24 protein-coding genes are annotated in these 21509 nt (G+C 43.4%); 12 read left to right on the plus strand and 12 right to left on the minus strand.

All coding sequences use genetic code 11. From position 1 onward, the window contains the following. Nucleotides 1–25: 25 nt before the first annotated feature. The 10 genes from KUL49_RS19880 to KUL49_RS19920 all read right to left on the minus strand — a co-directional run bounded on the left by KUL49_RS19880 (nucleotide 26) and on the right by KUL49_RS19920 (nucleotide 7289). Nucleotides 26–2146, minus strand: a complete 2121-nt coding sequence (locus KUL49_RS19880; RefSeq protein ID WP_131138374.1) for a bifunctional diguanylate cyclase/phosphodiesterase — start codon at nucleotides 2144–2146, stop codon at nucleotides 26–28. A 9-nt stretch (nucleotides 2147–2155) separates the two neighbouring features. Further along, on the minus strand, nucleotides 2156–2641 hold the full coding sequence (locus KUL49_RS19885; RefSeq protein ID WP_014950729.1) for a Rab family GTPase: 486 nt from the start codon (nucleotides 2639–2641) through the stop codon (nucleotides 2156–2158). Nucleotides 2642–2656: 15 nt separating this feature from the next. Continuing rightward, nucleotides 2657–3532, minus strand: a complete 876-nt coding sequence (locus tag KUL49_RS21380) for an OmpA family protein (protein ID WP_242633908.1) — start codon at nucleotides 3530–3532, stop codon at nucleotides 2657–2659. Nucleotides 3533–3543: 11 nt separating this feature from the next. After that, nucleotides 3544–4419, minus strand: coding sequence for a hypothetical protein (locus KUL49_RS21385; RefSeq protein ID WP_242633909.1), 876 nt, complete (start codon nucleotides 4417–4419; stop codon nucleotides 3544–3546). Nucleotides 4420–4422: 3 nt separating this feature from the next. Further along, nucleotides 4423–4974, minus strand: coding sequence for a hypothetical protein (locus KUL49_RS19895; RefSeq protein WP_014950727.1), 552 nt, complete (start codon nucleotides 4972–4974; stop codon nucleotides 4423–4425). Nucleotides 4975–5510: 536 nt separating this feature from the next. Continuing rightward, entirely contained in the window at nucleotides 5511–5867 is a 357-nt protein-coding gene (locus KUL49_RS19900) for a hypothetical protein (protein ID WP_131138375.1), read from the minus strand. Next, complete coding sequence (locus KUL49_RS19905) at nucleotides 5845–6276, minus strand: hypothetical protein (protein ID WP_131138376.1); 432 nt, start codon at nucleotides 6274–6276, stop codon at nucleotides 5845–5847. The genes KUL49_RS19900 and KUL49_RS19905 overlap by 23 nt, the downstream gene beginning before the upstream one ends. Beyond that, nucleotides 6260–6649, minus strand: a complete 390-nt coding sequence (locus KUL49_RS19910; RefSeq protein ID WP_242633910.1) for a type IV toxin-antitoxin system AbiEi family antitoxin — start codon at nucleotides 6647–6649, stop codon at nucleotides 6260–6262. The genes KUL49_RS19905 and KUL49_RS19910 overlap by 17 nt, the downstream gene beginning before the upstream one ends. 29 nt (nucleotides 6650–6678) lie before the next feature. Further along, a complete protein-coding gene (locus KUL49_RS19915; protein ID WP_131138378.1) occupies nucleotides 6679–7011 on the minus strand; it encodes a hypothetical protein in 333 nt (110 codons plus the stop codon). 44 nt (nucleotides 7012–7055) lie between these two features. Beyond that, nucleotides 7056–7289: a hypothetical protein gene (locus KUL49_RS19920; protein ID WP_131138379.1), complete on the minus strand. Its 234-nt coding sequence runs from the start codon at nucleotides 7287–7289 to the stop codon at nucleotides 7056–7058. Between the two features lie 391 nt (nucleotides 7290–7680). On the opposite strand from KUL49_RS19920, the gene dusA reads away from it, so the two are divergent. The 10 genes from dusA (at nucleotide 7681) to KUL49_RS19970 (ending at nucleotide 17194) form a co-directional block, all read left to right on the plus strand. After that, nucleotides 7681–8703: a tRNA dihydrouridine(20/20a) synthase DusA gene (gene dusA, locus KUL49_RS19925; protein ID WP_373995664.1), complete on the plus strand. Its 1023-nt coding sequence runs from the start codon at nucleotides 7681–7683 to the stop codon at nucleotides 8701–8703. Between the two features lie 192 nt (nucleotides 8704–8895). Then, a complete protein-coding gene (locus KUL49_RS19930) occupies nucleotides 8896–9183 on the plus strand; it encodes a hypothetical protein (RefSeq protein ID WP_014950725.1) in 288 nt (95 codons plus the stop codon). Between the two features lie 332 nt (nucleotides 9184–9515). Beyond that, nucleotides 9516–10184 (plus strand): phage shock protein PspA, encoded by a 669-nt coding sequence (gene pspA / locus KUL49_RS19935; protein ID WP_131138381.1) that lies wholly within the window; start codon nucleotides 9516–9518, stop codon nucleotides 10182–10184. 61 nt (nucleotides 10185–10245) lie between these two features. After that, nucleotides 10246–10446, plus strand: coding sequence for a PspC domain-containing protein (locus tag KUL49_RS19940; protein ID WP_014950723.1), 201 nt, complete (start codon nucleotides 10246–10248; stop codon nucleotides 10444–10446). Beyond that, nucleotides 10446–10808 (plus strand): hypothetical protein, encoded by a 363-nt coding sequence (locus KUL49_RS19945; protein ID WP_131138382.1) that lies wholly within the window; start codon nucleotides 10446–10448, stop codon nucleotides 10806–10808. The genes KUL49_RS19940 and KUL49_RS19945 overlap by 1 nt, the downstream gene beginning before the upstream one ends. A gap of 154 nt (nucleotides 10809–10962) precedes the next feature. Beyond that, nucleotides 10963–11955, plus strand: a complete 993-nt coding sequence (locus KUL49_RS19950; protein ID WP_014950721.1) for a DUF2333 family protein — start codon at nucleotides 10963–10965, stop codon at nucleotides 11953–11955. A gap of 3 nt (nucleotides 11956–11958) precedes the next feature. Continuing rightward, nucleotides 11959–12714, plus strand: coding sequence for a TIGR04219 family outer membrane beta-barrel protein (locus tag KUL49_RS19955; protein ID WP_014950720.1), 756 nt, complete (start codon nucleotides 11959–11961; stop codon nucleotides 12712–12714). A 199-nt stretch (nucleotides 12715–12913) separates the two neighbouring features. After that, nucleotides 12914–14737 carry an assimilatory sulfite reductase (NADPH) flavoprotein subunit gene (locus KUL49_RS19960; RefSeq protein WP_014950719.1) on the plus strand — a complete coding sequence of 608 codons (1824 nt, stop codon included), beginning with the start codon at nucleotides 12914–12916 and terminating at the stop codon, nucleotides 14735–14737. After that, nucleotides 14737–16458, plus strand: coding sequence for an assimilatory sulfite reductase (NADPH) hemoprotein subunit (gene cysI, locus KUL49_RS19965; protein WP_039227383.1), 1722 nt, complete (start codon nucleotides 14737–14739; stop codon nucleotides 16456–16458). Before KUL49_RS19960 ends, cysI begins: the two co-directional genes overlap by 1 nt. Further along, nucleotides 16448–17194: a phosphoadenylyl-sulfate reductase gene (locus KUL49_RS19970; RefSeq protein WP_131138383.1), complete on the plus strand. Its 747-nt coding sequence runs from the start codon at nucleotides 16448–16450 to the stop codon at nucleotides 17192–17194. Before cysI ends, KUL49_RS19970 begins: the two co-directional genes overlap by 11 nt. Here KUL49_RS19970 and KUL49_RS19975 read toward each other — a convergent pair. After that, complete coding sequence (locus KUL49_RS19975; protein WP_131138389.1) at nucleotides 17191–18027, minus strand: TIGR03899 family protein; 837 nt, start codon at nucleotides 18025–18027, stop codon at nucleotides 17191–17193. The genes KUL49_RS19970 and KUL49_RS19975 overlap by 4 nt on opposite strands. A 214-nt stretch (nucleotides 18028–18241) precedes the next feature. On the opposite strand from KUL49_RS19975, the gene KUL49_RS19980 reads away from it, so the two are divergent. Then, nucleotides 18242–20467, plus strand: coding sequence for an EAL domain-containing protein (locus tag KUL49_RS19980; protein WP_014950715.1), 2226 nt, complete (start codon nucleotides 18242–18244; stop codon nucleotides 20465–20467). Here the strand turns inward: KUL49_RS19980 and KUL49_RS19985 are convergent. After that, nucleotides 20464–21042, minus strand: coding sequence for a uracil-DNA glycosylase family protein (locus tag KUL49_RS19985; protein WP_131138384.1), 579 nt, complete (start codon nucleotides 21040–21042; stop codon nucleotides 20464–20466). The two genes, KUL49_RS19980 and KUL49_RS19985, sit on opposite strands and share 4 nt — an antisense overlap. 114 nt (nucleotides 21043–21156) lie before the next feature. Here KUL49_RS19985 and KUL49_RS19990 point away from each other — a divergent pair, with 114 nt between their 5' ends. Next, on the plus strand, nucleotides 21157–21462 hold the full coding sequence (locus tag KUL49_RS19990; protein ID WP_014950713.1) for a hypothetical protein: 306 nt from the start codon (nucleotides 21157–21159) through the stop codon (nucleotides 21460–21462). Nucleotides 21463–21509: the final 47 nt, after the last annotated feature.

Consider the following 21509-nt stretch of genomic DNA (forward strand, 5'->3'; position numbering starts at 1 on the left):
ATGGCTGATGAGGCTTTGCTTAAGCTTACTTTAGCTTTTGCGCTAAAGTTATAAATTCAGGTATGGCAACAGGGCGCTGATATAAGTAACCCTGTCCATAAGCACACCGATGATTTTGCAAAAACTGTTGCTGCTGTTGGGTTTCAATACCTTCTGCAATAATCTTAATGTTTAAGTTGCTCGCCAGTCCAAGAATAGCCTGAACGATAGCTTGGTCGTCGGTGTTTTTCTCAAGTTCACTGACAAAGGAACGGTCAATCTTAAGCTCATCGATAGGCAGTTTCTTCAGATACACCAGTGAACTAAAACCTGTACCGAAATCGTCAATCGACACGGTGATACCCATTGCTCGAAGCTCGTTGAGTAATACTGAAACAGTATCCAAGCTTTCCACAAACACGCTTTCGGTTAACTCGATAGATAAGTTTGAGCCGGGGATTTGGTGATCTTCCAATGCGTTTTTAATTTGGTTTAGTAGTGCTAAATCTGATACTTGGCGGCCAGAGATATTAATGGCCAACCTAATGTCTAAATTAGAGGCCTTTAACGCTTCTATAGCATCACAAGCTGCATTGATAAGCCACTCGCCGAAAGGGAAAATGAGTTCACTTTTTTCAGCAAGAGGAATGAAGACTTCTGGGGAAATAAACTTACCTTCCGACGTTATCCACCTTGCCAAAGCCTCGCATTTAACAATCTTGCCAGTCTCTAAATCGACAATAGGCTGCAAAAAGAGTTTGAGTTCATTGTTTTCGATGGCAGAACGTAGCTGACTCTCAAGCTCGTTGATTGCATGATGTTGTTTGTGCAGTGCTTCACTGTAGGTAAGTGCCACATTGCGACCTTGGTATTTAGCGGCCTGCAAGGCGATGTCAGCACATTGAAGAAGTGATTCGGTTGACGGGCAGTGTCGGGGAAAGTTCGCTTCGCCAATATTTATGCCTAAATTCGCCTCGCTGCCATTGAGAACGGTATAGGTTTGAGTGAGCTTATTGACTAGCTGCTCAATATACTCGGCACTGGTAAGTTCGTTAAAGGTATCTTCACGTTTCACCAATGCAAACTCGTTACTGCCTATTCTCGCTATAAACCCGCTGTTGCCGACAAAGGTTTGCAGTCGCAGTGCGAACGATTTAAGGATCTCGTCACCCGACTGATAGCTAAGTGATTCATTTATCTTTTTAAAGTCGCATATATCTATTATGAACAACTTGAATGCGATTTCTTCCTGAACCAGTCTTCTTACTGTATCGGTAAACAAATTGCGATTGGCTACCTTTGTTAACGAGTCCATTCCACTGGCAGTCAATACGCTCTCTTCTTTATTGTGGATATGGGTAATATCGGTAAGTAGGTAAACCCAATGGGTTAACTCATCCCCTTGCAATACAGGGTGAATGGTAACCTGAAGCCACACACCATAATCGTCAACAGGTTGCCAATAAAGCTCACCTTGCCAGGGGGCTTTTCGCTGCACCAGTGCGGGAAGAAACGTTGCCGGCGCATCAATATCAGTAAGAAGCTCGTTGACGCGAATTGAGCTTGGCGTTGTGCTATTACACAGCAGCAATCTATGAGACGCTTTGTTGTCCAATATCAATCCGCCTTTGTCGTCTAAAATGACAACGCCGGTTTCCAGGTTGTGAATAGCTTGCTGAATGGGCGGAACGAGCTTTTGAAGTCGGGTGTTCTTGCGTAAAACACCATTTAATTTGTGCCTAATATACTCATGCTGACCTACAATTTCGTGATGGCTTAGCAATAATTCCCGTGCGGCTTGCAGCGTTTTACGTTTTTCGTCAAATTGCTCTTCTACGTTTTTAACGACCAGATAGCGAGAACCCGATTCGCTATTAATTGCCAATGCTTCTAAGCGAAGTACTTGGCTCTCATTGTGCTCCGTCCAAAAGCCAGATGAAAGCGTAAATGACGTTTCGCCTTTCCATACTTCGTCGGCATCGAGAAAAAAGTCGTCTAAAAAAATAGAGGGGATATGCTTCTTTTGCAGTTTATTGTTTTCGTCAATCGAAACAACATTTGCTAGCCATGGAAGTTCTGGCGTTAAGCATTCAATGTCGCTTTCGGAGTTACACCTAAATAGCGCGCAGTTAGTAATGCCCAATGCATTTAATAAATGAATATCCATGGCAATCTCCTACCAAAACGCAATTGTACTGAATAAATTCTCTACATTTTCACCGGTCTTTGCGCTGGTCTTCGTTAGTGAAGCGAATTTTTGAGCGTAAGAATTGAGTTCTTCCTCACTCCAGTGCCAACTTGTGGGGAGATCGGTTTTATTTACAACAAAAAATGCGGGGATATCGGGGTAGTGTTCGCGTGCGAGTTCTAGAATTTCCATGCCTTCAAGCAAGGATTGAGACCGAGTTTGGTCAACTACAATAATGTAGGCGCTTGCGCCGCGAAGGTAGCGAGGGTTGAAGCCACAGTATCTGTCGATACCTTCTAAATCCCAAAGTAGAAGCTGAACGCCGCGTCCGTCTTTATTGACTTGTTTCTTGTCTATTTTTACGCCAATAGTGGTCTTGTATTTTTCGGAGAAAATACCTTCAACGAACTGTTTTATCAGGCTTGTTTTGCCAACACCAGTGGGCCCTAAAATACATACTTTTTTCTGTATCACTGCAAAGCTTCCTTACTACTGCTCACTGGATATTAAAACGTTTAACATGACTGAACGCCCCATTGATGCTTTCTGCAATGGTAGCTCTCCTAAGCTTACAGGTATAAGAATATCACTTTCTACGCCAAGTGAAATTAATGAATTCACAACATTCTCTGCTCGTTTTTGACTCAATGCGCGATTTCGTGCGCTTGAGCCTGAATTATCACTGGCACCCATCACAACAATACTGACAACAGTTTTTGTCTTGTCAGCAAGGGTTAACAATTGTTTTATGTCATTTGCCAGAGGTTCTAATTTTGCTAACTGTACTTCAGAAAGCGCTTCTTGGTTAGTAGCAAAAAGTACATTTTGTGACGAAACCTTATTAACTAATCGGTTCAATGCGGCTTTCTGGAGCTCAGCATTGTCAATTTGATAGGCTGCTTTGACGTTTAGCGCGGTGGTATCAACGTTAACTGTCGAAATACCAGGAATAGCGTTTATTTGCTGAGTAAAGTTAATTGCGGTTGGGGTGAATACGGTTCCTGAAATAATAAAGCTATGGTCATCACCTTTTTTAATTAATAGGCTTTCTGATTCGCTGAGTGGATAGTCGCTCACGAGCTTTTCAAGTTTGCGTTCAACCACACTTGGTTTTAAAGAAACAAAGGGTTCTTCAATAACAGTAACTCTTTCTGCATCGATGTTATTATCGCTAAACCATTGTTCGATGCTGGTAGCGACTGGGTCGCGAAGGACTTTAGCGTGCACATTCCCATTGGAAACATAAGTATCAGTTACTATGATGCCAGGTGGAGGGGGAAGCTCGTGCAAGTCGCTTTTTAAGATGCTTAGCGACAAACGCATAAAAGACAGCACTGCAAGTGCGAAAAAAATCACCAGAAGCACTAGTGCACCTATTAATCGGTTTGATTTTTTCCTTCACCCTCTTTTCTTTCGCTTATTAAGCAGTCTGAAAGAATGGTTTCGCAACCGTCGAAGGGCGCATTGTCACCTTCATAAGTGAGCAACGGTTGCTGATAGAACTGATGAAAGTCTTCCAACGCCTGTTGAAGTTTTCCGCGTACCTCTGGAGGAATACTGCCCGTAACCGCAGCAACAAGCAGCGCTTGTGGCCCAATTTTTATTAGCAGCGTAAAGTCTTCCGTTTTTATCTCGCCGAGCTCGTTTTCTGACTCGGTACTGGTAACGCCAAACGCATCTGCCACAAAGTCATTAATGGCCACTAGCATTGACGAAATTAAGTCTGCGTCTTTTTCTTTATCAGGATCTGAAGAAATGCTGTGAAGTAACGTGCCGGTCTCTCGATGAATGACAAGCAGCTGTTGGACTTGGTATTGGTAAATTTGAGATGCGACAAATTCAGAATACCTGACTCCGGACTGCCAAGCTTTGAATCGCCAAGATACGCTTTTGGGACTTAAGCTGTTTTCGATAAGCGCGTTAGTGCGCTCGACAAACTCAACAAGAAATGAAGATACCGCCTTTCTTACAAGCGTGCCAACCAAGGGATAAAGTGTACCAACGATCTTGTCGCTATTAGCTTCTATAGAGCGGTGAAGCGACTTCTCTACAAGAGGAACAAGTACTTTGTTAACCGAGCCGTCCTTTGTCTCTCGTTCAAAGAGCGCTTCAGAAACGACGTTTGTCACGATGCCTTTCGCATCGCGATTCAATTTTTCTTGAACGAACTTGTCGTCCCTTCCAATGAGTAGCTCTCTGACTTTGTCTAGAGAGTTGTCAGATAGCTCAGACGGCGGCACTTTTTCAGTCATTAATTAATGATCTGTAGCGAGGTTGGTGGCCATGGTCGAAAGTAAGTTTGCCAACGTTTTTCTATCGGTTTTACTTTCTGAAAGCTCACTGGTAACCTGCTGAAGCTTCTCTAACAGCTCTTGGTGACGCTTACTAAATAAATTATCAAGCGACTCTAGTTCTTTAACCACATGAGCTTCCAATGCATCGTTGTCATTCTTTGCAGCAGTTTCCGCTATCTCCAATTCACTTTGCAATTTGTCAGTGGTGTTTTGAAGTTGCTCTTGCACGTTACTGTGGTTGTCGTTAGCACTGGCCAACTGATTCGATAATTCTGTGATCTGTTGGTCAATAAGCTTACGTATATCGTTAAACTGATTATCAAGATGCGTATTCAGTTTAGAGAAGCTGTCGTTGACCCGCGACTCCAATGCAGAAAGATCTGCACGGAATGCACGGTTTGTTTGACCAAACAAAATTTCTCTAAGTTGAGCAAGTTCGTCTGCTGGTTTGGGCGCGCCTTCAGTTTGAGTTACGTCTTGCGCTTGCTGATCCTTCGGCTTCTTGTCCGCCATAAAATGTCTCCGGAAGGCGCAGTTCTTTGCGTTGAACACGCTAATGAGCTGCAATCACATTTTTGTCTGTGCTAATAATTATGGTTATTACTTTATACAATAGCCGCTAATCGTGAACTTTGAAATACGCTAAAAGCATAATAGTGGCAAATACCTACAAAAAACGTTATCTTTTCAGTAAGTTGAATAATCTATGAAGATTTACTTATGCGTTCTACGATTTGAGCTGTTTTTTAAGGCTGGAATAGGCCTATCAAATAATGGCAAGCGACATTGTTTTTTATTGAACATAGGTACTATACGCCGCTCGCGCGTATGCGAGGTATATGAGTAATAACTGTGTCTGAGGTTCCTGTCGTGTCTATCACTCCGCTAAATCGTAAATTCTCTGTCGCTCCAATGCTGGATAGTCACGCCTAATTTTAAAACGCCTTGATATATATGGGGATTTCGGTAAAAAGTGACATTCGTTGTATTCCTATTGTGTTCCTCAGTGTAAGGATATTGACGGAAATATCCAGAAACAACCGATGGTTTTATCCTCCATTTAGCCTATCTTTTATAATCTCTATGAGTATGTCGGCTTCTTCATAACCTGCGACAGTGTACTTTGTTATATCAACCTTCAGGCGCTCTAAGACACTATCGTTGTTTAGCAGAGCCTGCTTTATGTAGGTCAATGTTTTTTCCCTTACTATGGCCGCGACTTCGTCGGCCAACAACATTGCGGTGGCATTCATAATGTCGTTATCCTGCGCATCCATATAATCTTGTTCGTAAAGCGCATCTACAACCGCAGGAATCTTGCTGTAGTGTTTTATTACATAATAGATATCAATAGCGTCTTTTCCCTTATCCTCGCGCCCTCTTTCAGTCCACGCGATAAGCTTCATCGAACCCTAGGACTCTCATGAGAATATCTTGTTTTGGAGGCCAAGCGATCTGGCCGTGATCATCGCTGACCTCACCAAACGGAATCAAGTCGATTTCCCAAGGCAAGCCGGCACTGTCAGTCGTGTCTAGTTGATGTGCCTTCTTCGAGTGCGGTGTAAATCCCGCTTCTATCAGTGCAGTTCGTAACACTTCGTAATGCTCCCAATTCTGCACTTCTATACCAAAGTCCACATCTTTCGTACCGCGCTCGATAGCAGCGTTATAGCCGTGAACCAAGATAATATCCCGTGCAGTAGCCCCTACAATTAGCAACGGAACACTTAGCTCTGCGGCAATACCATGGATCTGACTATATACCTCGACAAGCCCTTTGGGCAGCTTTTCGGATACATCAAGCGAGGTGGTCATGATAGATCCTTTTGGCAGTTTCAAGATTGCGAGGATCATCGCTGTTGAGTAGTTCAGCATAGACTAGCAATGGCGCGACACAGCCAGGTAACTCACCCCTAATTTTTTCGATTCCTACAGGCGGCTCTACAATTTTCAGTATATTAACGTCTGTCTCTTCAGCACGTAGTCGGCGTAGCCTGAAAGTTTTTACTAGGGCTTTATGTGCTTCAGTATCAGCATATATTTGATATGTTTTGGGAGTAAGGTAATGAGTATAGGCATCAGCGGCGACCTCTCCGCCCCAGAGTGCTCCGTACTTATCTAGCGGTGCGTTACGAAGCTGCTCAATATTCTGAGGAACATATAGCTTTTGCTCCAGTTTTGCTTCCATGTTGTGTGGATAAGCGTCCAGCCATCGCGTTAGAAGCAGATCTTTTTCGTTGAGGACGAGTCCCTTTTCCCTTTTTCGAGAACAAATGTGAGTTGCTTAAGGTCATCTAAAACTTGTTTTACCGTGCCTAAAGCAATTTCAGCTTGCTCCGCAAGTATCCGCATTGGCTGATTAACAAGCTCGGGCTTCAATAACAACATCATGACCAGTTTCATGCCTTTAGGTTGAAACGCCTTTCCTGTTAGCTTTCTCGCGTGTTGTATTTGATGCTCTTGAGGTGGTTTCTTGCCTCTAATATCGATATAAAAAGGAGGTATGTTGAGGTGCGCATTACCTGCCAGATCGAGATAATCGATTTGCAATTCCTGGCAAAGCTCGGCAATGTTCTCATTGATATAGGTTGTGACTATAAGTGTTTTTTGTTGTTAAAAACTATTTTTTCTAGTTGAAGCTTGTGTAGTCTGTGGCGAGTAAGCCCCTCCTTTTCTTCCACACACCAAGTCTGTTTCTGGTTTCCGTGAGTGATCGTCAGCTGTCCGTCCGTTTCCTCAGCATTTCGGGCATCGTGATGCGTATAAGTGACATTTAGCTTGGTATTCGCGGCTAATAGTTTCGCAGCTTCAGCTAGTAAGTTATCCATTTGTTCATTTATATTTCATGTTCACTATTATTGAACAGTACGAAAAAATGAACAATATTGCAACCTTTGTTCATTATTTTCGAGTGTTCACTTTTTGTGAACGTTGACTTTTAATGAACAAGAAGGCATCCATTTCAAGACCATAAGCGTGAAATGGTTATTTTAGACTTGGAGAAAACTATCTTGCCTTTGTTTTTCTGTTTTACAGAAGTAGAATATACGGTTCGTTCTCCGCAAAGCCGCTTGTTGATTGAGTAAAACGCCATATTTTTGTATTCCTATTGTATTCCTGAAAGGGAAAAATCGACGGAATACCACGGAAATGTCACTAATTTTGAAATCGGTAAAAATGCGATGAAATTTACTTTTTTACAAATTAATCAAGGTTTTAATGTCTATGTCTGACATCTCTTTCAACCGTAAATTTTCTGTCGCTCCAATGCTGGATTGGACAGACCGCCATTGTCGCTATTTTTTACGATTAATGTCTAAGCACACACTTCTCTATACAGAAATGGTAACCACAGGCGCGATCATTTACGGCAAGGGTGACTATCTGGGTTACAACCAAGAGGAACATCCTGTTGCTGTTCAACTGGGCGGAAGCGATCCGTCTGACATGGCGAAGTGTGCTGAGCTATCACAAGCGCGCGGTTATGATGAAGTTAATATAAACGTAGGTTGTCCAAGTGATCGAGTTAAGAACGGTAGCTTCGGTGCCTGCTTGATGGCCCAGCCAGAGGTGGTAGCAAGTTGTGTCAAAGCCATGCAGGCTGCGGTAGATATTCCCGTTACGGTAAAGTGCCGTATTGGCATTGATGATATGGACGAAGATGAAGACTTCGCTCGTTTCATCGATACCGTGACAGATGCCGGATGCGATACCTTTATTGTTCACGCAAGGAAAGCGTGGCTACAGGGATTGAGCCCAAAAGAAAATCGCGAAATTCCGCCGTTAAACTATCCGCGGGTTCATAGACTTAAACAGGCTCGCCCAGAATTATCTATTAGCATAAATGGTGGGGTTAAAACGCTAGAAGAAACCCAGCAACAGCTAGAACTTGTTGATGGCGTTATGGTAGGGCGTGAGGTTTACGCCAATCCTTACATTATGGCTACCGTAGATAAAGAGATTTTCGGAGATACTGAAGCTCAGAGCATGTCACGCCGAGAAATTGTGCTGAAAATGCAGCAGTATATTGAACGCCAAGACGATCCCTATTTTAAACCCTGGCATGCAGCTCGGCATATTTTGGGTCTTTATCAAGGGCAAGCAGGTGGACGTATTTGGCGTAGATACTTAAGCCAAAATGGAACAGGAAAAAATCCAGATCCCAATCTGCTGCTAAATGCGCTAGACGCTGTAGAAAGTGCACAAAAGGATGTCGCTGCGTTTAATAGTCAAAAAGACTAACGATTTAGTAATTTTGACCAAAGTTTAATATTTGTTCAATTCTTATAAGCTCGCTGTCTCGCGAGCTTTTTTATTTAAATTTATATATATCAATGCCTTAAGTGTTTTTAAAGGAGTTGGCACAGCTCTCGCAATCCTCTAAGTATCGCAACAACGGCGTGTTGTTGCACTGACTAACTTCAGAGGGAAATTATGAAAACTTCACTAATCGCAGCAACTTTACTGACAGCAAGCATGGCAAGCAGCGTAGCAAATGCAGAAGAGTCAGTGCTTCAAACATTTTTAACTAATGTGGTTTCAAACGCAGTGGCTACCACATCACAGGAAATTAAGGCTGACGTATACCAAGCAGTAGCAAACGCAACGTATCACTTTGAGCTAAGCCCACAAGAAGTGCGCGGAAGTGGTAAGGTCAGCGTGACTGATTTAGTTGTTGCTACCCCGTCTGAAGGTAGTTCTACAGAACAAGATGCCGACTAATTCGATATTGGTATCTAGCAAAAGCGCCGAAAGGCGCTTTTTTTGTGCGTGTAGCACAGTGACTTAAACATTAAAAACGCAATAAACAGGGTTGGTCAAATTAACAAATTTGTTGGTTAAATACGCTAAAAAATTGTACTTGGTTGCTTGGTGAACAGTTGGTAATTTCCGGAATTAAATTAAAATCTTTTAAAAACAGTGCCTTAAATAAATGGCATGGTGATTGTAATAGTTAGAGTGTTGAGGAGAACTCAGTCAGCGGTAACCAGCGGTCAGCGTAACTAAGAATAAGTGCTGGAAACCACAACACTACTTTTAACGGAGAAATAATCATGGGTATGTTTTCGCGCATTAACGATATTGTTCAAGCAAACATCAACGCAATGTTAGATAAAGCGGAAGATCCTGAAAAAATCATTCGCTTGATTATTCAAGAAATGGAAGAAACCTTAGTTGAGGTTCGCACTGATGCAGCGCGCTTTATTGCTCAGCAGAAAACCCTTGCACGCCAAATGGCATCAGCAAACAAAGAAGTGGAAGGGTGGCAGCACAAAGCACAGATCGCAATGAATAATGACAAAGAGTCATTGGCTAAAGCCGCACTAATCGAAAAACAAAAGTATGTTGCAAAGCTAGCTTCTCTTGAAGAACAAGAAGCGCATATTGCAGAAAGTATCGAAAAAATCCAAGGCGATACTGCGCGTCTGAACAGTAAGTTAGCCGAAGCAAAAGCCAAGCAAAAAACGCTGGTTCAACGCAAGCATTCAGCGCAAACACGCTTAAAAGTGAAGCAAGCTGATCACGAAGGAAAAATTGATGATGCCATGATGCGTTTTGAGAGTTACGAGCAGCGCATTGATCATCTAGAAGCGCAAGTTGATGCGTACGACCTAACAAAGTCGAATGAAGCAACGTCACTGCAGGCCGAGTTCGATGCAATGGAAGCAGATGAAGCTATCGAAAAGGAATTGGCTGAACTTAAGAAGAAGAAGGTCGCGTAGGCGACCTTGAGAGCCGCAGCCCGCATTGTAGATATCGAAGTAAGCATTTTTGGAGAAGATGATGAAAGTACCATCACAAAAACGAATTTATAGAGACCTTGATTCTGGAATCATTTCAGGTGTGTGTGCAGGAGTTGCACGTTATTTTGATATAGATGCAGTATGGGTTAGAGCGGCAGCTGTAGCAGGCTTGTTCATCGCTACGCCTATTACGCTAGTGGCTTATATTGCAGCCGTTATCTTATTACCGAGATTAGTGTAATGAAAAACTTTCTGATTGCATTGGTCATCGCCATTATTTTGGTGAATTGTTTAGGCAGCTTAGTAGATAGCTGGTTGGGTATGCACTTAATCATGTCAGATGAATTGCTAAGTCCTTGGGAAAACGTAGCAGTGTTATCGCTAATCGGCGTAGTCCTCGCTATCGTTGGTTTCGTTGTTGCTGTAAGCGTTATGGGCACAATTCTTTTAGCGCTAGGCGCAGGATTTTTAGCATTATTGGTGGTGGGAGTAAGTGCATTTTGGCCAATTATACTTATCGCGATAGCGCTATATGCTTTGAAAAATCGAAACTCTGCCGCTTATAAGCAGCAAAATGACCGAAATATGCACCATAATGTATAATCATCATAATTTTATTTAAGTTGTGTTAACGTAGTAAAAGATGGTGATATAAAGACGACCGTCACAAAGGTTTCGCATTTTTCACATAGTATTAAGACTACAAATAGCTGACCTCCGTCGGCTATTTGTTATTTAAAAGGAAGGTTGGTGTTATATGAGACAATCTATTAACTCAAAACGGATAGCGATTGTCGCTGTAGTGATAGTTTTACTTTTCTGGCTAATAGGATGGTATTGGAGCCTATCCCCAGACACGTTTGATGTTAGACAACGTTTAAAGCAAAACTCGCCTGTTGAGAATCCAACTAATATTGCGGGTTACACATTAACAACAACCATGATTGATGTGTCGGAAACCTTACTTGATAAGCCTGGTGGATATCTTTCTAACGATATTACGCCTCCTGGCATCTTTTTAGATAACATGCCTGCATGGGAATTCGGTGCGCTGGAAATGGTGCGAGACCTTGCACTCTCTATGCGTAAAGACTTCAGCCGCTCTCAATCCCAATCTATTGAAAATCCATACCTTACAAAAGCTCACCCTAAGTTTAATATGGATCACAAAAGCTGGGCGTTGCCTTCTTCTGAATCGAGTTACTCTGACGGTATAGAGCTTCTAAAAAAATACCGTGACGAGCTAGCGAATACCCGAAACACCGACAGTCAGTTTTATACTCGCGCAGACAACTTGCGCGAATGGTTGAAACAGGTAGAAAAACGGTTGGGCAGTTATTCACAAAGACTTAGTGCCAGCGTAGGATCGGCTAGATTGAACACTGACCTGGCGGGTGACTCGAATGCAAAGCAGTCTTCTCCTGTAGCCAGCCAGCGTGTAGTTAAAACGAGTTGGTGGAAACTAGACGATAATTTCTATGAGGCACGCGGTGCTACGTGGGCTTTACTTCACTTTCTAAAAGCCGTGGAAATTGAATTTTACGACGTATTGGAAGATAAGAATGCATTGGTTAGTCTTCAGCAAATTATTCGTGAACTGGAAGCGACGCAGCAGTCGGTATTCAGTCCAATGATTTTAAATGGTAGTGGATTTGGCATGTTAGCGAACCATTCTTTGGTAATGGCAAACTATATTTCTCGTGCAAACGCTGCTTTAATTGAACTTTCAGAACTTCTTAATCAAGGATAATTAATGAAAAAGGGTCTTATAGCTGCCGCATTGGGATGCGCATTAGTTTCAGTTTCATCTCATGCAGACACTATCGCAGGCGTATATGTTGGAGCCCAAGTATGGCAAACCGACACGCAGGGCGGTTTTGCTGATAGCAACAACACCGCTGACTTTAACTTTGATGATGAGACCAATACGGCGCTATACATTGCCTTTGAGCATCCTGTACCGTTTTTACCTAATGTAAAAGTAAATCACACGACATTAGATAACTCGGGCACCACAACGCTTCAGTCTGAATTCACTTTCGACGGTGAATTATTTACTGAAAGCACCACGGTTAATACAGATGTAGAGCTTGATGCTACAGATTTCATTTTGTACTACGAGTTATTCGATAACGATCTAGTGAGCTTTGACTTAGGTGTTAATGCAAAGTACATCGACGGCGCACTGTTCGTTGTGGATAGAGCGAGTGACACAAGCGGATCTGCAGAGTTCTCTGGTATTGTTCCAATGGCCTACTCAAAGGTTCAGCTAGGTTTACCGTTTACTGGTTTATCAGCATACTTTGAAGGAAGCTATTTGTCGTTCGACGACCATGAGCTTAGTGATTATCAAGCTGCAATTCAGTACTCGTTTATTGAGAGTTTAGCGGTTGATATGACGCTTCAAGTGGGTTACAGAAATGTAACGGTAGATATTGAAGACCTTGATGATGTGTACGCTGATATGGAATTCGATGGTGTATTCGCAGGGCTAGAACTTCACTTCTAAGCCTCAAATACGGATTTTAAAGGGCGAGGCTGCGATTGCAGCCTCGCCCTTTTTTGTTGCTTCTCGCCCAAATTCAATTGTGTTATTACCTATTCGCACAGTCATTAGCACTTTCAGTAATAAAAAAGTTTCATTTATTCTTTTCTCTTCTTGAAGAAAGCCGTTAGCCTTAGCGCCATTGATAAAAGGCTAAAAGACTATGTCACAAGATTCTAATTCGAACTCAGCGCCAGGCGCGGTATTAAACGAACAGCAGTGGAATGCAATAACGCAAGCCATTGCAGGCTTAAATCGTGATCAACTTACTTGGGTAAGTGGTTATGCTGCGGGCATGGCTGCTGCACAAGGTGGTTCGGTTGCACCAATGATGCAAGGCACTCCTGCAGTAGCGGGTGACGCGCCAACGCTTACTATTTTGTACGGTTCACAAACCGGTAATGCAAAAGGTGTTGCAGCGCAGTGTCAAGCGAAAGCAGAAGAAGCGGGCTTTAATAGCAAGCTGGTTAGCATGGCAGATTACAAGCCACGTAACTTGAAAGCAGAAACTCACGTTGCGGTATTTGTTAGTACCCATGGTGAAGGTGATGCACCAGACGATGCTATTGAGCTACATGAATTCTTGGCTGGCAAAAAAGCCCCGAAGCTTGCTGATACCAAATATGCAGTTTTGGGTTTAGGTGACAGTAGTTACGAGTTTTTCTGCCAAACGGGTAAAGACTTTGATGAACGCTTAGGTAAGCTTGGCGGTAAAGCTATTGTAGAGCGTCTGGACTGCGACGTTGATTATGAAGCGGAAGCCGAAGCATGGCTGAGCAAGCTCATCGACTCGCTAAAAGACGATTTTAGTGCAGCTCCGCAAGCAGCGGTAGCGGCGCAAACTGGCGCGGCAGTGCAGGGTGTAGCAGCGCAAACTTACACCAAGAAAGCGCCGTTTAAAGCGACCTTAATTGACGCACAAAAAATCACAGGTCGTGATTCTGTTAAAGATATACGCCATATTGAAATAAGCCTTGAAGATAGCGGAATTACCTACAAGCCAGGTGATGCGCTTGGTGTATGGTTTAAAAATGCAGCATCTCTAGTGTCAGAGCTTATTAGTATCTTGTCATTAAACGGCAATACAGAAGTGTCTGTGGCTGACGCGACCATGTCACTCACCGAAGCATTAACGTCGAAGCTTGAATTAACCTTAAGTTACCCTAATTTCATTAAGTCATATCAAGAGGCGACAGGCTCTGAATCATTGGCTACATTGATGGAAGATAAAGCGCAGCTGCGTACCTACATGGCCGAACGTCAAATTATTGATATTGTGCGCGACCATCCGGGTAAGTTGTCTGAACAACAGCTTGTAGATGCTTTGCGACCGCTAACGCCTCGCTTGTACTCGATAGCATCAAGCCAAGCCGAAGTGGAAGAAGAAGTACATTTAACTGTAGCTCACGTTGACTATGAAGCGTTTGGACATCGTCATCAAGGCGGCGCATCTGGCTTTTTGTGTGAATATCTAGAAGAAAATGGCGACGTAGAAGTGTTCGTAGAAAGTAACGATAACTTCCGTTTGCCCGCTGATCCAAATACGCCAGTGATCATGGTCGGCCCGGGTACGGGTATTGCACCGTTTAGATCGTTCATGCAAGAGCGTGACGTACAAGGCGCAGAAGGCAAAAACTGGTTGTTCTTTGGCAACCCACATTTCACGCAAGATTTTTTATATCAAGTGGAATGGCAAGGCTACGTTAAAGAAGGCCTGCTAGACAAAATTACGCTGGCATTTTCTCGTGACCAAGAAGAAAAAGTATATGTTCAGCACCGTTTACTAGAAAACGGTAAAGAAGTGTATGAATGGCTAGAGCAGGGCGCACACTTCTATGTGTGTGGCGATGCAATGCACATGGCAAAAGATGTAGAGAACGCCCTAATTAGTATTGTGCAAGAGCACGGCGGTAAATCTGAAGCCGATGCAAAAGCCTATGTTGTAGAGTTACGTAAAGCGAAACGTTATCAGAAGGATGTCTATTAATGAGTAACGAAAAATCACCATTTATCGTTGAGGGCAAACTGGCTGACAACGAGCGTTTAAAGCGTGAAAGTAATAATTTGCGTGGCACCATCACTACCGATCTTAAAGATGATCTTACTGGTGGTTTCACCGCTGATAACTTCCAGCTTATTCGCTTTCACGGTATGTACCAACAAGACGATCGTGATATTCGCGCTGAGCGTGCAAAGCAGAAACTTGAGCCGCTTCACAATGTGATGTTGCGTGCCCGTTTACCTGGTGGTGTTATTACGCCTGACCAATGGTTAGCGATTGATAAGTTTGCAGCCGATCACACCATGTACGGCAGCATTCGTTTAACAACCCGTCAAACTTTCCAGTTTCACGGTGTGTTAAAGCCTAAGATTAAGTCCATGCACCAAATGCTAAACAAGGTAGGCATCGACTCTATTGCTACGGCAGGCGACGTAAACCGAAACGTACTATGTACGTCAAATCCGGTTGAATCTGAGCTTCACCTTCAGGCATTTGAATGGGCGAAGAAGATAAGTGAACACTTACTACCTAAAACCCGCGCGTATGCTGAAATCTGGTTAGACGGTGAAAAAGTCGAAACGACTGAAAAGCCTGTAGAGCCTATTTTGGGTGATAACTACTTGCCGCGTAAGTTTAAAACTACGGTAGTTATTCCTCCGCAAAATGATGTAGATGTTCACGCGAATGATCTTAACTTTGTTGCGATTGCTGAAAATGGACAGCTAGTTGGCTTTAACGTACTTGTCGGTGGTGGTCTTGCAATGACTCACGGCGACAAGAGCACGTACCCGCGTAAAGCCTCTGATTTCGGATTTATTCCGCTTGAAAACACGCTAGACGTTGCCGCAGCGGTTGTAACAACTCAGCGTGATTGGGGGAACCGTGTTAATCGTAAGAACGCGAAAACCAAATATACGTTAGAGCGTGTTGGGGTAGACAACTTTAAGGCTGAAGTTGAAAAACGCGCAGGCGTGACTTTCCAAGACAGCCGTGCGTATGAATTTACGGGCCGTGGCGATCGCTTTGGCTGGGTTGAAGGTATTGACGGCAAATATCACCTGACCGTATTTATTGAGAACGGCCGTATTTTAGATTACCCAGGTAAAACGCTAAAAACAGGCTGTGCAGAAATTGCCAAAATCCACAAAGGTGATTTCCGCTTAACGGCAAACCAGAATTTGATTATTGCCGGTGTAGCGCCGCAAGACAAAGACAAAATTGAAGCATTAGCCCGCGAACATGGCTTAATAGCGCCATCGATTTCTAACCAGCGACTTGACTCAATGGCCTGTGTTGCATTGCCAACCTGTCCGTTAGCCATGGCAGAAGCTGAGCGCTACTTGCCGGATGCCGTTACGGAGCTAGAAGGTTTGCTTGCCAAACACGGATTGGAAGAAGACAGCGTAATCTTCCGTGTAACAGGATGCCCGAATGGCTGTGGTCGCGCGATGTTGTCTGAGGTTGGTTTAGTAGGTAAAGGCCCAGGCAAATACAATTTGCATTTGGGTGGAAACCGAGAAGGTACACGTATTCCACGTATGTATCGAGAAAACATAAGCGAACAGGAAATCATGGCAGAACTAGATTCACTGTTTGGCCAGTGGGCCAAAGATCGTGAAGCGGGTGAAGCCTTTGGTGATTATGTTGTTCGCGCTGGTGTTGTAAAACCAGTAGTAGACTCCGCACGGGATTTCTATGACGAATAATACAGCGATTAAGCAGCAACCACTAACGCTTGATATCAGTAAGGAAGCCCTTGCTGATATCAATGAAACGTTAGAGAAAATGATAGCGCAGGAGCGAGTAGCTTGGGCGCTGGACAACTTGCCTGATACTCATATTGTGTCTTCAAGCTTTGGAGCACAATCGGCGGTTATGCTGCATATGCTTACCCAAGCACAACCGGATATTCCTGTTGTGCTTACCGACACAGGCTATCTTTTTCCTGAGACGTATAAGTTTATTGATGAACTTGTAGAAAAGCTCAATTTAAATTTGCATGTGTACAGCGCTGAGATGTCTTCTGCGTGGCAGGAAGCGCGCTTTGGCAGACTTTGGGAACAAGGCATCGAAGGTATTGAGAAGTACAATAAGATGAACAAAGTTGAGCCAATGCAGCGCGCCTTACGTGACCTGAAAGCAGGTACGTGGTTTGCAGGTTTGCGTAGAAGCCAATCAGATACCAGGGGAAAGCTTCCAGTTCTACAAAAAGTAGGGCAGCAGTTTAAACTTTACCCGATCATTGATTGGAGTAACAAAGACTTACATTACTACCTGAAAGATAACGACTTGTCTTATCATCCGCTTTGGGAGCAAGGGTATGTATCCATCGGTGATTGGCATACCACGCAGTCGCTCCAAGAAGGAATGAGTGAGCAAGACACGCGCTTCTTTGGTTTGAAACGTGAGTGTGGATTGCACGAGTTTGGTGACGGTATTTAACTTACGTTAAATACCTCGCCTAACACCGACTTAATGCTGGTTAAATACACTTCATTAGGCGACTTAGTCACTAATTTATACAGCTCACTGCCGACCGAAGTGAACTTGTAATACACCAAAGCAACCCCCGACGTTTTACTGGTTAATGAAATATTTTCATTTACGCATCGCCAGGTTACTTGCTGACCTTCATCGTATTCGGCGCTTTCAATTTCGCTGGTATAAATCAACTTCATCTCTTGCAAAGACAACAAATCAGGGTAACTTAACCCTACGTTGGCTAAGTTAATTTGCTCAGGAACAGGGCGTCTCAATAGTGAAAGCAAGCCTTTGCGTTTGTGATACCCCACAAGAATACGCGGGACCGCATCGTTATTTCTTCTACTCGCAACATTCACAGCCTTATTGAATACTTGTGCATCCCTGTGCGTTAGCGTCTTTAATAACTGCAATGTACGAAGGGAAAAACTGCCCGGGCGAGCCACCTCAACGGCAAAAATCTTTCCCCATAATTCCTGCATGGGCGGGCTGTAAATTTCCTCAGCCATGGTACTAAATGCGAAAAACCAGTCGGGATCAAGATTATCGCTAGTTTGTTCGTTGATCGTCACATTTAATGCTATATTTAATACAGCTTGAAGATTGCTCGCTTTTTGGGTTTCTAAAATTTGTTTTCTTCGTTCTAGCGCATGCTTTTGCTTTTTAGGATCAGGAGACATCATAGAGGGGCTAATTCCCACTCTGGCAAACCATGAAAGCATGCGTTGGCGACTAGCATCGGTTTTCATTGCGTTGCTGGCCGCTTTCTCAGCCGCAGGCGATTCGGCTGTCACCTTTACAGTCTTCTCTTCCGTTTCCTGTGGTTTTTTGACTTCAGGGGAAAAGTGCTGGGATGTAATCTTCATAAATGCTTAAATGATCGAATGTAAATTGGCATGTAACATGAGAGCACTATTGCATTGCGTAACCCATTTATCAATGTAATCGTCGCCTTAATACAATGAGTAGCGCATTCTTGTTTTGTATGTATCGAGGAAATGAGCGGTAATGTCGGCAATGGATTACGATAACGACGAGTTAATTTTTTTAGATGATGATGGTTCAGTTGAAGAGCAAACCTTATTGGGCAAAGACTGGAACATTCTCATTGTCGATGACGATGAAGAGATTCACACCGTAACGCGTCTCGCGCTATCTGATCTCATCGTAAACGATCGCAAATTAAACTTCATCCACGCTTATTCAGCAAAACAAGCCAAAGAAATGCTGCACGAATATGGCAACAGCATTGCCATAATTTTACTTGATGTCGTCATGGAGACTGATGACGCGGGTTTTGATGTTGTTAAATACATCCGCGAGGACATGAAGTTAGTTGAACCTCGAATTATCTTACGTACGGGCCAGCCCGGCTACGCGCCTGAAGAGCAAGTCATTAAAGTTTACGATATCAATGACTATAAAACCAAGACAGAGCTTACTCGCGCCAAATTACTAACTACTATCATTTCCTCACTACGCTCTTATCAGCAAATTGTAACGATTAGTCAAAGCCGTGCTGGTTTAGAAAAAATAATCACCTCTTCAGCCAACTTGTTTGAAGAACATTCGGTGAAAGAGTTTTGCGAAGGTGTAGTTACCCAAATCAGTTCGCTTATTGGTTTAGACTCCGAAGGTTTATTATGCGCGAGAGCGGGGTCTTTGTTAGATCGAGAGGACGAAGAGGTTTACGTGCTTGGCGCTGCGGGTGAGTATGCGAAATTTATAAACCAGCCTGTGTTCACGCTTAAAAACCTTGAAATTGAAGAAAACATTAGTCGGTGCCTACGTCTTAAAAAGCACATTTTTGAGCCCAGTTGCTCGGTGCTGTATATCAGCCGCGCTGGTTTTGAAGCTGCCGTTTTTGTTCGACAAACCCACGAGATTAGTGAGCTAGACAAGCACTTGCTTGAGGTTTTTCTATCCAGTATTTCAGTGGGATACGAAAACGTTAATCTTTTCCATGAATTGAGAAATGCGGCGTTCAGAGACTGGTTAACCCGTCTGCCAAACCGCAATGAGTTTATCAATATGCTCGATAAACCTCATTTGTTTGCCGGAGAAAACTATAGCGTAGCCCTTATCGACGTAAATCACTTTTCCGATATAAATGATGGTTTAGGGCAAGAAGTCGGCAACGAATTGTTGCGAGCTATTAGCGATCGCTTTCAATCTTCTTTCGATAGCATAGTGAAAAAAGGCCGCATAGGTGCTGATGTATTTGGTCTTATTGGTCCTGACGATTTGGTATGCCCCAAGTCCATTAACAACATTTTCCAATCTTCATTTCAGGTAGGTGATCACACCCTTCCGGTGAATATAACACTTGGATTGTGCAAGTTAGACAATAAACGTCACATCGGCATTGAGATTTTAAAGCGCACGAATATTGCGTTAAACCGTGCTAAGAAAAATCTAACAGATAACTTCGAATATTACGCCAAAGATATTGAAGATCAGACGACTTGGCGCCTGGATATGATTCGCCAACTCCGAAGTGACTTTGCAGCAAGAAAGCTGGAGCTGTGGTTTCAGCCGCAAGTGGACTTACTGAATGAAAAAGTTGTTGGCATGGAAGGCTTACTACGCTGGCCCAATGGTGAAGGGGGATACATTTCTCCCGCCGTGTTTGTACCACTTGCTGAGTATTCAGGTCTTATCGTTGATATCGGTGAATGGGTGCTAGAAGAGTCATGCCGTCGTCTTCAGGAATTGAAAGAAAAAGGCTACGGCCATCTAAGAGTTGCCGTTAACATCTCTATTCCGCAGTTCCGCGACAGGTTATTTGTAGAAAAAGTTAAGCAGGCACTATCTAACGCCAACTGCGACCCAAGCCTTTTAGAGCTAGAAATAACAGAAAGCGTGGTGATGGATGAACCGCAAATTGTAATAGATGCATTGCGTTCGTTAAAAGAATTTGGGGTGAAAATAGCCATTGATGACTTTGGAACAGGCTTTTCCTCCATGAGTTATCTACAGCAGCTCCCGTTAGATCGATTGAAGGTCGATCGTTCTTTTGTCAAAGACATTAAACCGGGTGCAAGCGCAGTGCTTGCTGAGACCATTGTGACTTTGGGGAACAAGCTAGGCTTATTGACTATTGCCGAAGGCGTAGAAAAAAGAGAGCAGGCGAGTTACATGATAAAGCTTGGATGTGACGAAGCACAGGGCTACTTGTACGCGAAGCCTATGCCGTTTGATGCGCTTTTAGCGTTTCTTGAAGAGCACGACTAAACTTTTAATACAGATTCGACAGTGTCTCGCAACTTGGGAAGGATATCTAATTCAAACCAAGGGTTTTTAGCGAGCCACCTGTTGTTTCTTCCTGACGGGTGGGGCAGTACGGAATGTGTTTCAGTCGGACTGCGTACAGCTTCAGTTAACGTTTTGTGTTGCGGTAAATAATACTGTTGCGAGTAACGTCCCACGTAAAGCGTTACTTTAGGTTTTAAATGAAGAAGAAAGTCATTGTGCCAAGCGGGGGCACATTCTTTTCTTGGCGGGGCATCGGCTCCATTTTTATAACCTGGAAAGCAGAAGCCCATTGGCAGCACCGAAATTAAGCGTGGGTTATAAAAGGTCTCCCTCGAGACAGACAACCAATCGCGTAACCGATCTCCGCTGGGATCATCAAAAGCAATGTTGCGTTCATGAGCTTTCAACCCCGGTGCTTGCCCAATAATAAGCACTTTAGTTGATGGTGCAGTGCTAAATATGGGGTTGGGTTGATGCGGTAGGTGAGGGGCACACAGTCTACAATTTCTCGCTTTAACCACCAGTGCATCGTGGCCTTTCACATTTTTCTCCAAATATTTCTCTTTGTCATACTTTTGTCACAAAACTATGATCTCAGTTTGACTATCTTATGTATATACAGTATGTTTAATAGTGACAGTAGTAGACTGTAACACAGGAGAAGAAACATGCGTAAAGTAGTACTAACCCTAGCTCTATCAGCGGCCTTTGGTATTGCGCATGCGGAATCTGGTGATAACCAGCTTTTCGATTGCATGGATGCGAAAACATTCGAAATGAATAACCAATGTATGTCTGACAAAATCGGCAATAACATTCGTTTCCGTGATGCACAAGCAAAGTTGATCGACATTGCAAGCGATAGTCAGGGTGACTACGCCATTGCAACAATGACGTTCGATCAAGAAAATATGCACATCGACATCGTAGCACATAAAGATTCGCTTAACGCGCTTGCTGCGAACCGTAACTAATTTCTTAGTTAACGCATATTAAGCCGGCGACAATCTCGCCGGCTTTT

Source organism: Alteromonas sp. KUL17, from assembly GCF_006538305.1.
GTDB lineage: Bacteria > Pseudomonadota > Gammaproteobacteria > Enterobacterales > Alteromonadaceae > Alteromonas > Alteromonas macleodii.

Coding starts and splice junctions, on each gene's coding strand:
- cysI (WP_039227383.1), top strand. CDS start 14,737: ATGAGTAACGAAAAATCACCATTTATCGTTGAGGGCAAACTGGCTGAC.
- KUL49_RS19895 (WP_014950727.1), bottom strand. CDS start 4,974: ATGGCGGACAAGAAGCCGAAGGATCAGCAAGCGCAAGACGTAACTCAA.
- KUL49_RS19905 (WP_131138376.1), bottom strand. CDS start 6,276: ATGACCACCTCGCTTGATGTATCCGAAAAGCTGCCCAAAGGGCTTGTC.
- KUL49_RS19900 (WP_131138375.1), bottom strand. CDS start 5,867: ATGAAGCTTATCGCGTGGACTGAAAGAGGGCGCGAGGATAAGGGAAAA.
- KUL49_RS19960 (WP_014950719.1), top strand. CDS start 12,914: ATGTCACAAGATTCTAATTCGAACTCAGCGCCAGGCGCGGTATTAAAC.
- KUL49_RS19910 (WP_242633910.1), bottom strand. CDS start 6,649: ATGGAAGCAAAACTGGAGCAAAAGCTATATGTTCCTCAGAATATTGAG.
- KUL49_RS19970 (WP_131138383.1), top strand. CDS start 16,448: ATGACGAATAATACAGCGATTAAGCAGCAACCACTAACGCTTGATATC.
- dusA (WP_373995664.1), top strand. CDS start 7,681: ATGTCTATGTCTGACATCTCTTTCAACCGTAAATTTTCTGTCGCTCCA.
- pspA (WP_131138381.1), top strand. CDS start 9,516: ATGGGTATGTTTTCGCGCATTAACGATATTGTTCAAGCAAACATCAAC.
- KUL49_RS19950 (WP_014950721.1), top strand. CDS start 10,963: ATGAGACAATCTATTAACTCAAAACGGATAGCGATTGTCGCTGTAGTG.
- KUL49_RS19980 (WP_014950715.1), top strand. CDS start 18,242: ATGTCGGCAATGGATTACGATAACGACGAGTTAATTTTTTTAGATGAT.
- KUL49_RS19990 (WP_014950713.1), top strand. CDS start 21,157: ATGCGTAAAGTAGTACTAACCCTAGCTCTATCAGCGGCCTTTGGTATT.
- KUL49_RS19940 (WP_014950723.1), top strand. CDS start 10,246: ATGAAAGTACCATCACAAAAACGAATTTATAGAGACCTTGATTCTGGA.
- KUL49_RS19955 (WP_014950720.1), top strand. CDS start 11,959: ATGAAAAAGGGTCTTATAGCTGCCGCATTGGGATGCGCATTAGTTTCA.
- KUL49_RS19945 (WP_131138382.1), top strand. CDS start 10,446: ATGAAAAACTTTCTGATTGCATTGGTCATCGCCATTATTTTGGTGAAT.
- KUL49_RS19920 (WP_131138379.1), bottom strand. CDS start 7,289: ATGGATAACTTACTAGCTGAAGCTGCGAAACTATTAGCCGCGAATACC.
- KUL49_RS19930 (WP_014950725.1), top strand. CDS start 8,896: ATGAAAACTTCACTAATCGCAGCAACTTTACTGACAGCAAGCATGGCA.
- KUL49_RS19880 (WP_131138374.1), bottom strand. CDS start 2,146: ATGGATATTCATTTATTAAATGCATTGGGCATTACTAACTGCGCGCTA.
- KUL49_RS21385 (WP_242633909.1), bottom strand. CDS start 4,419: ATGACTGAAAAAGTGCCGCCGTCTGAGCTATCTGACAACTCTCTAGAC.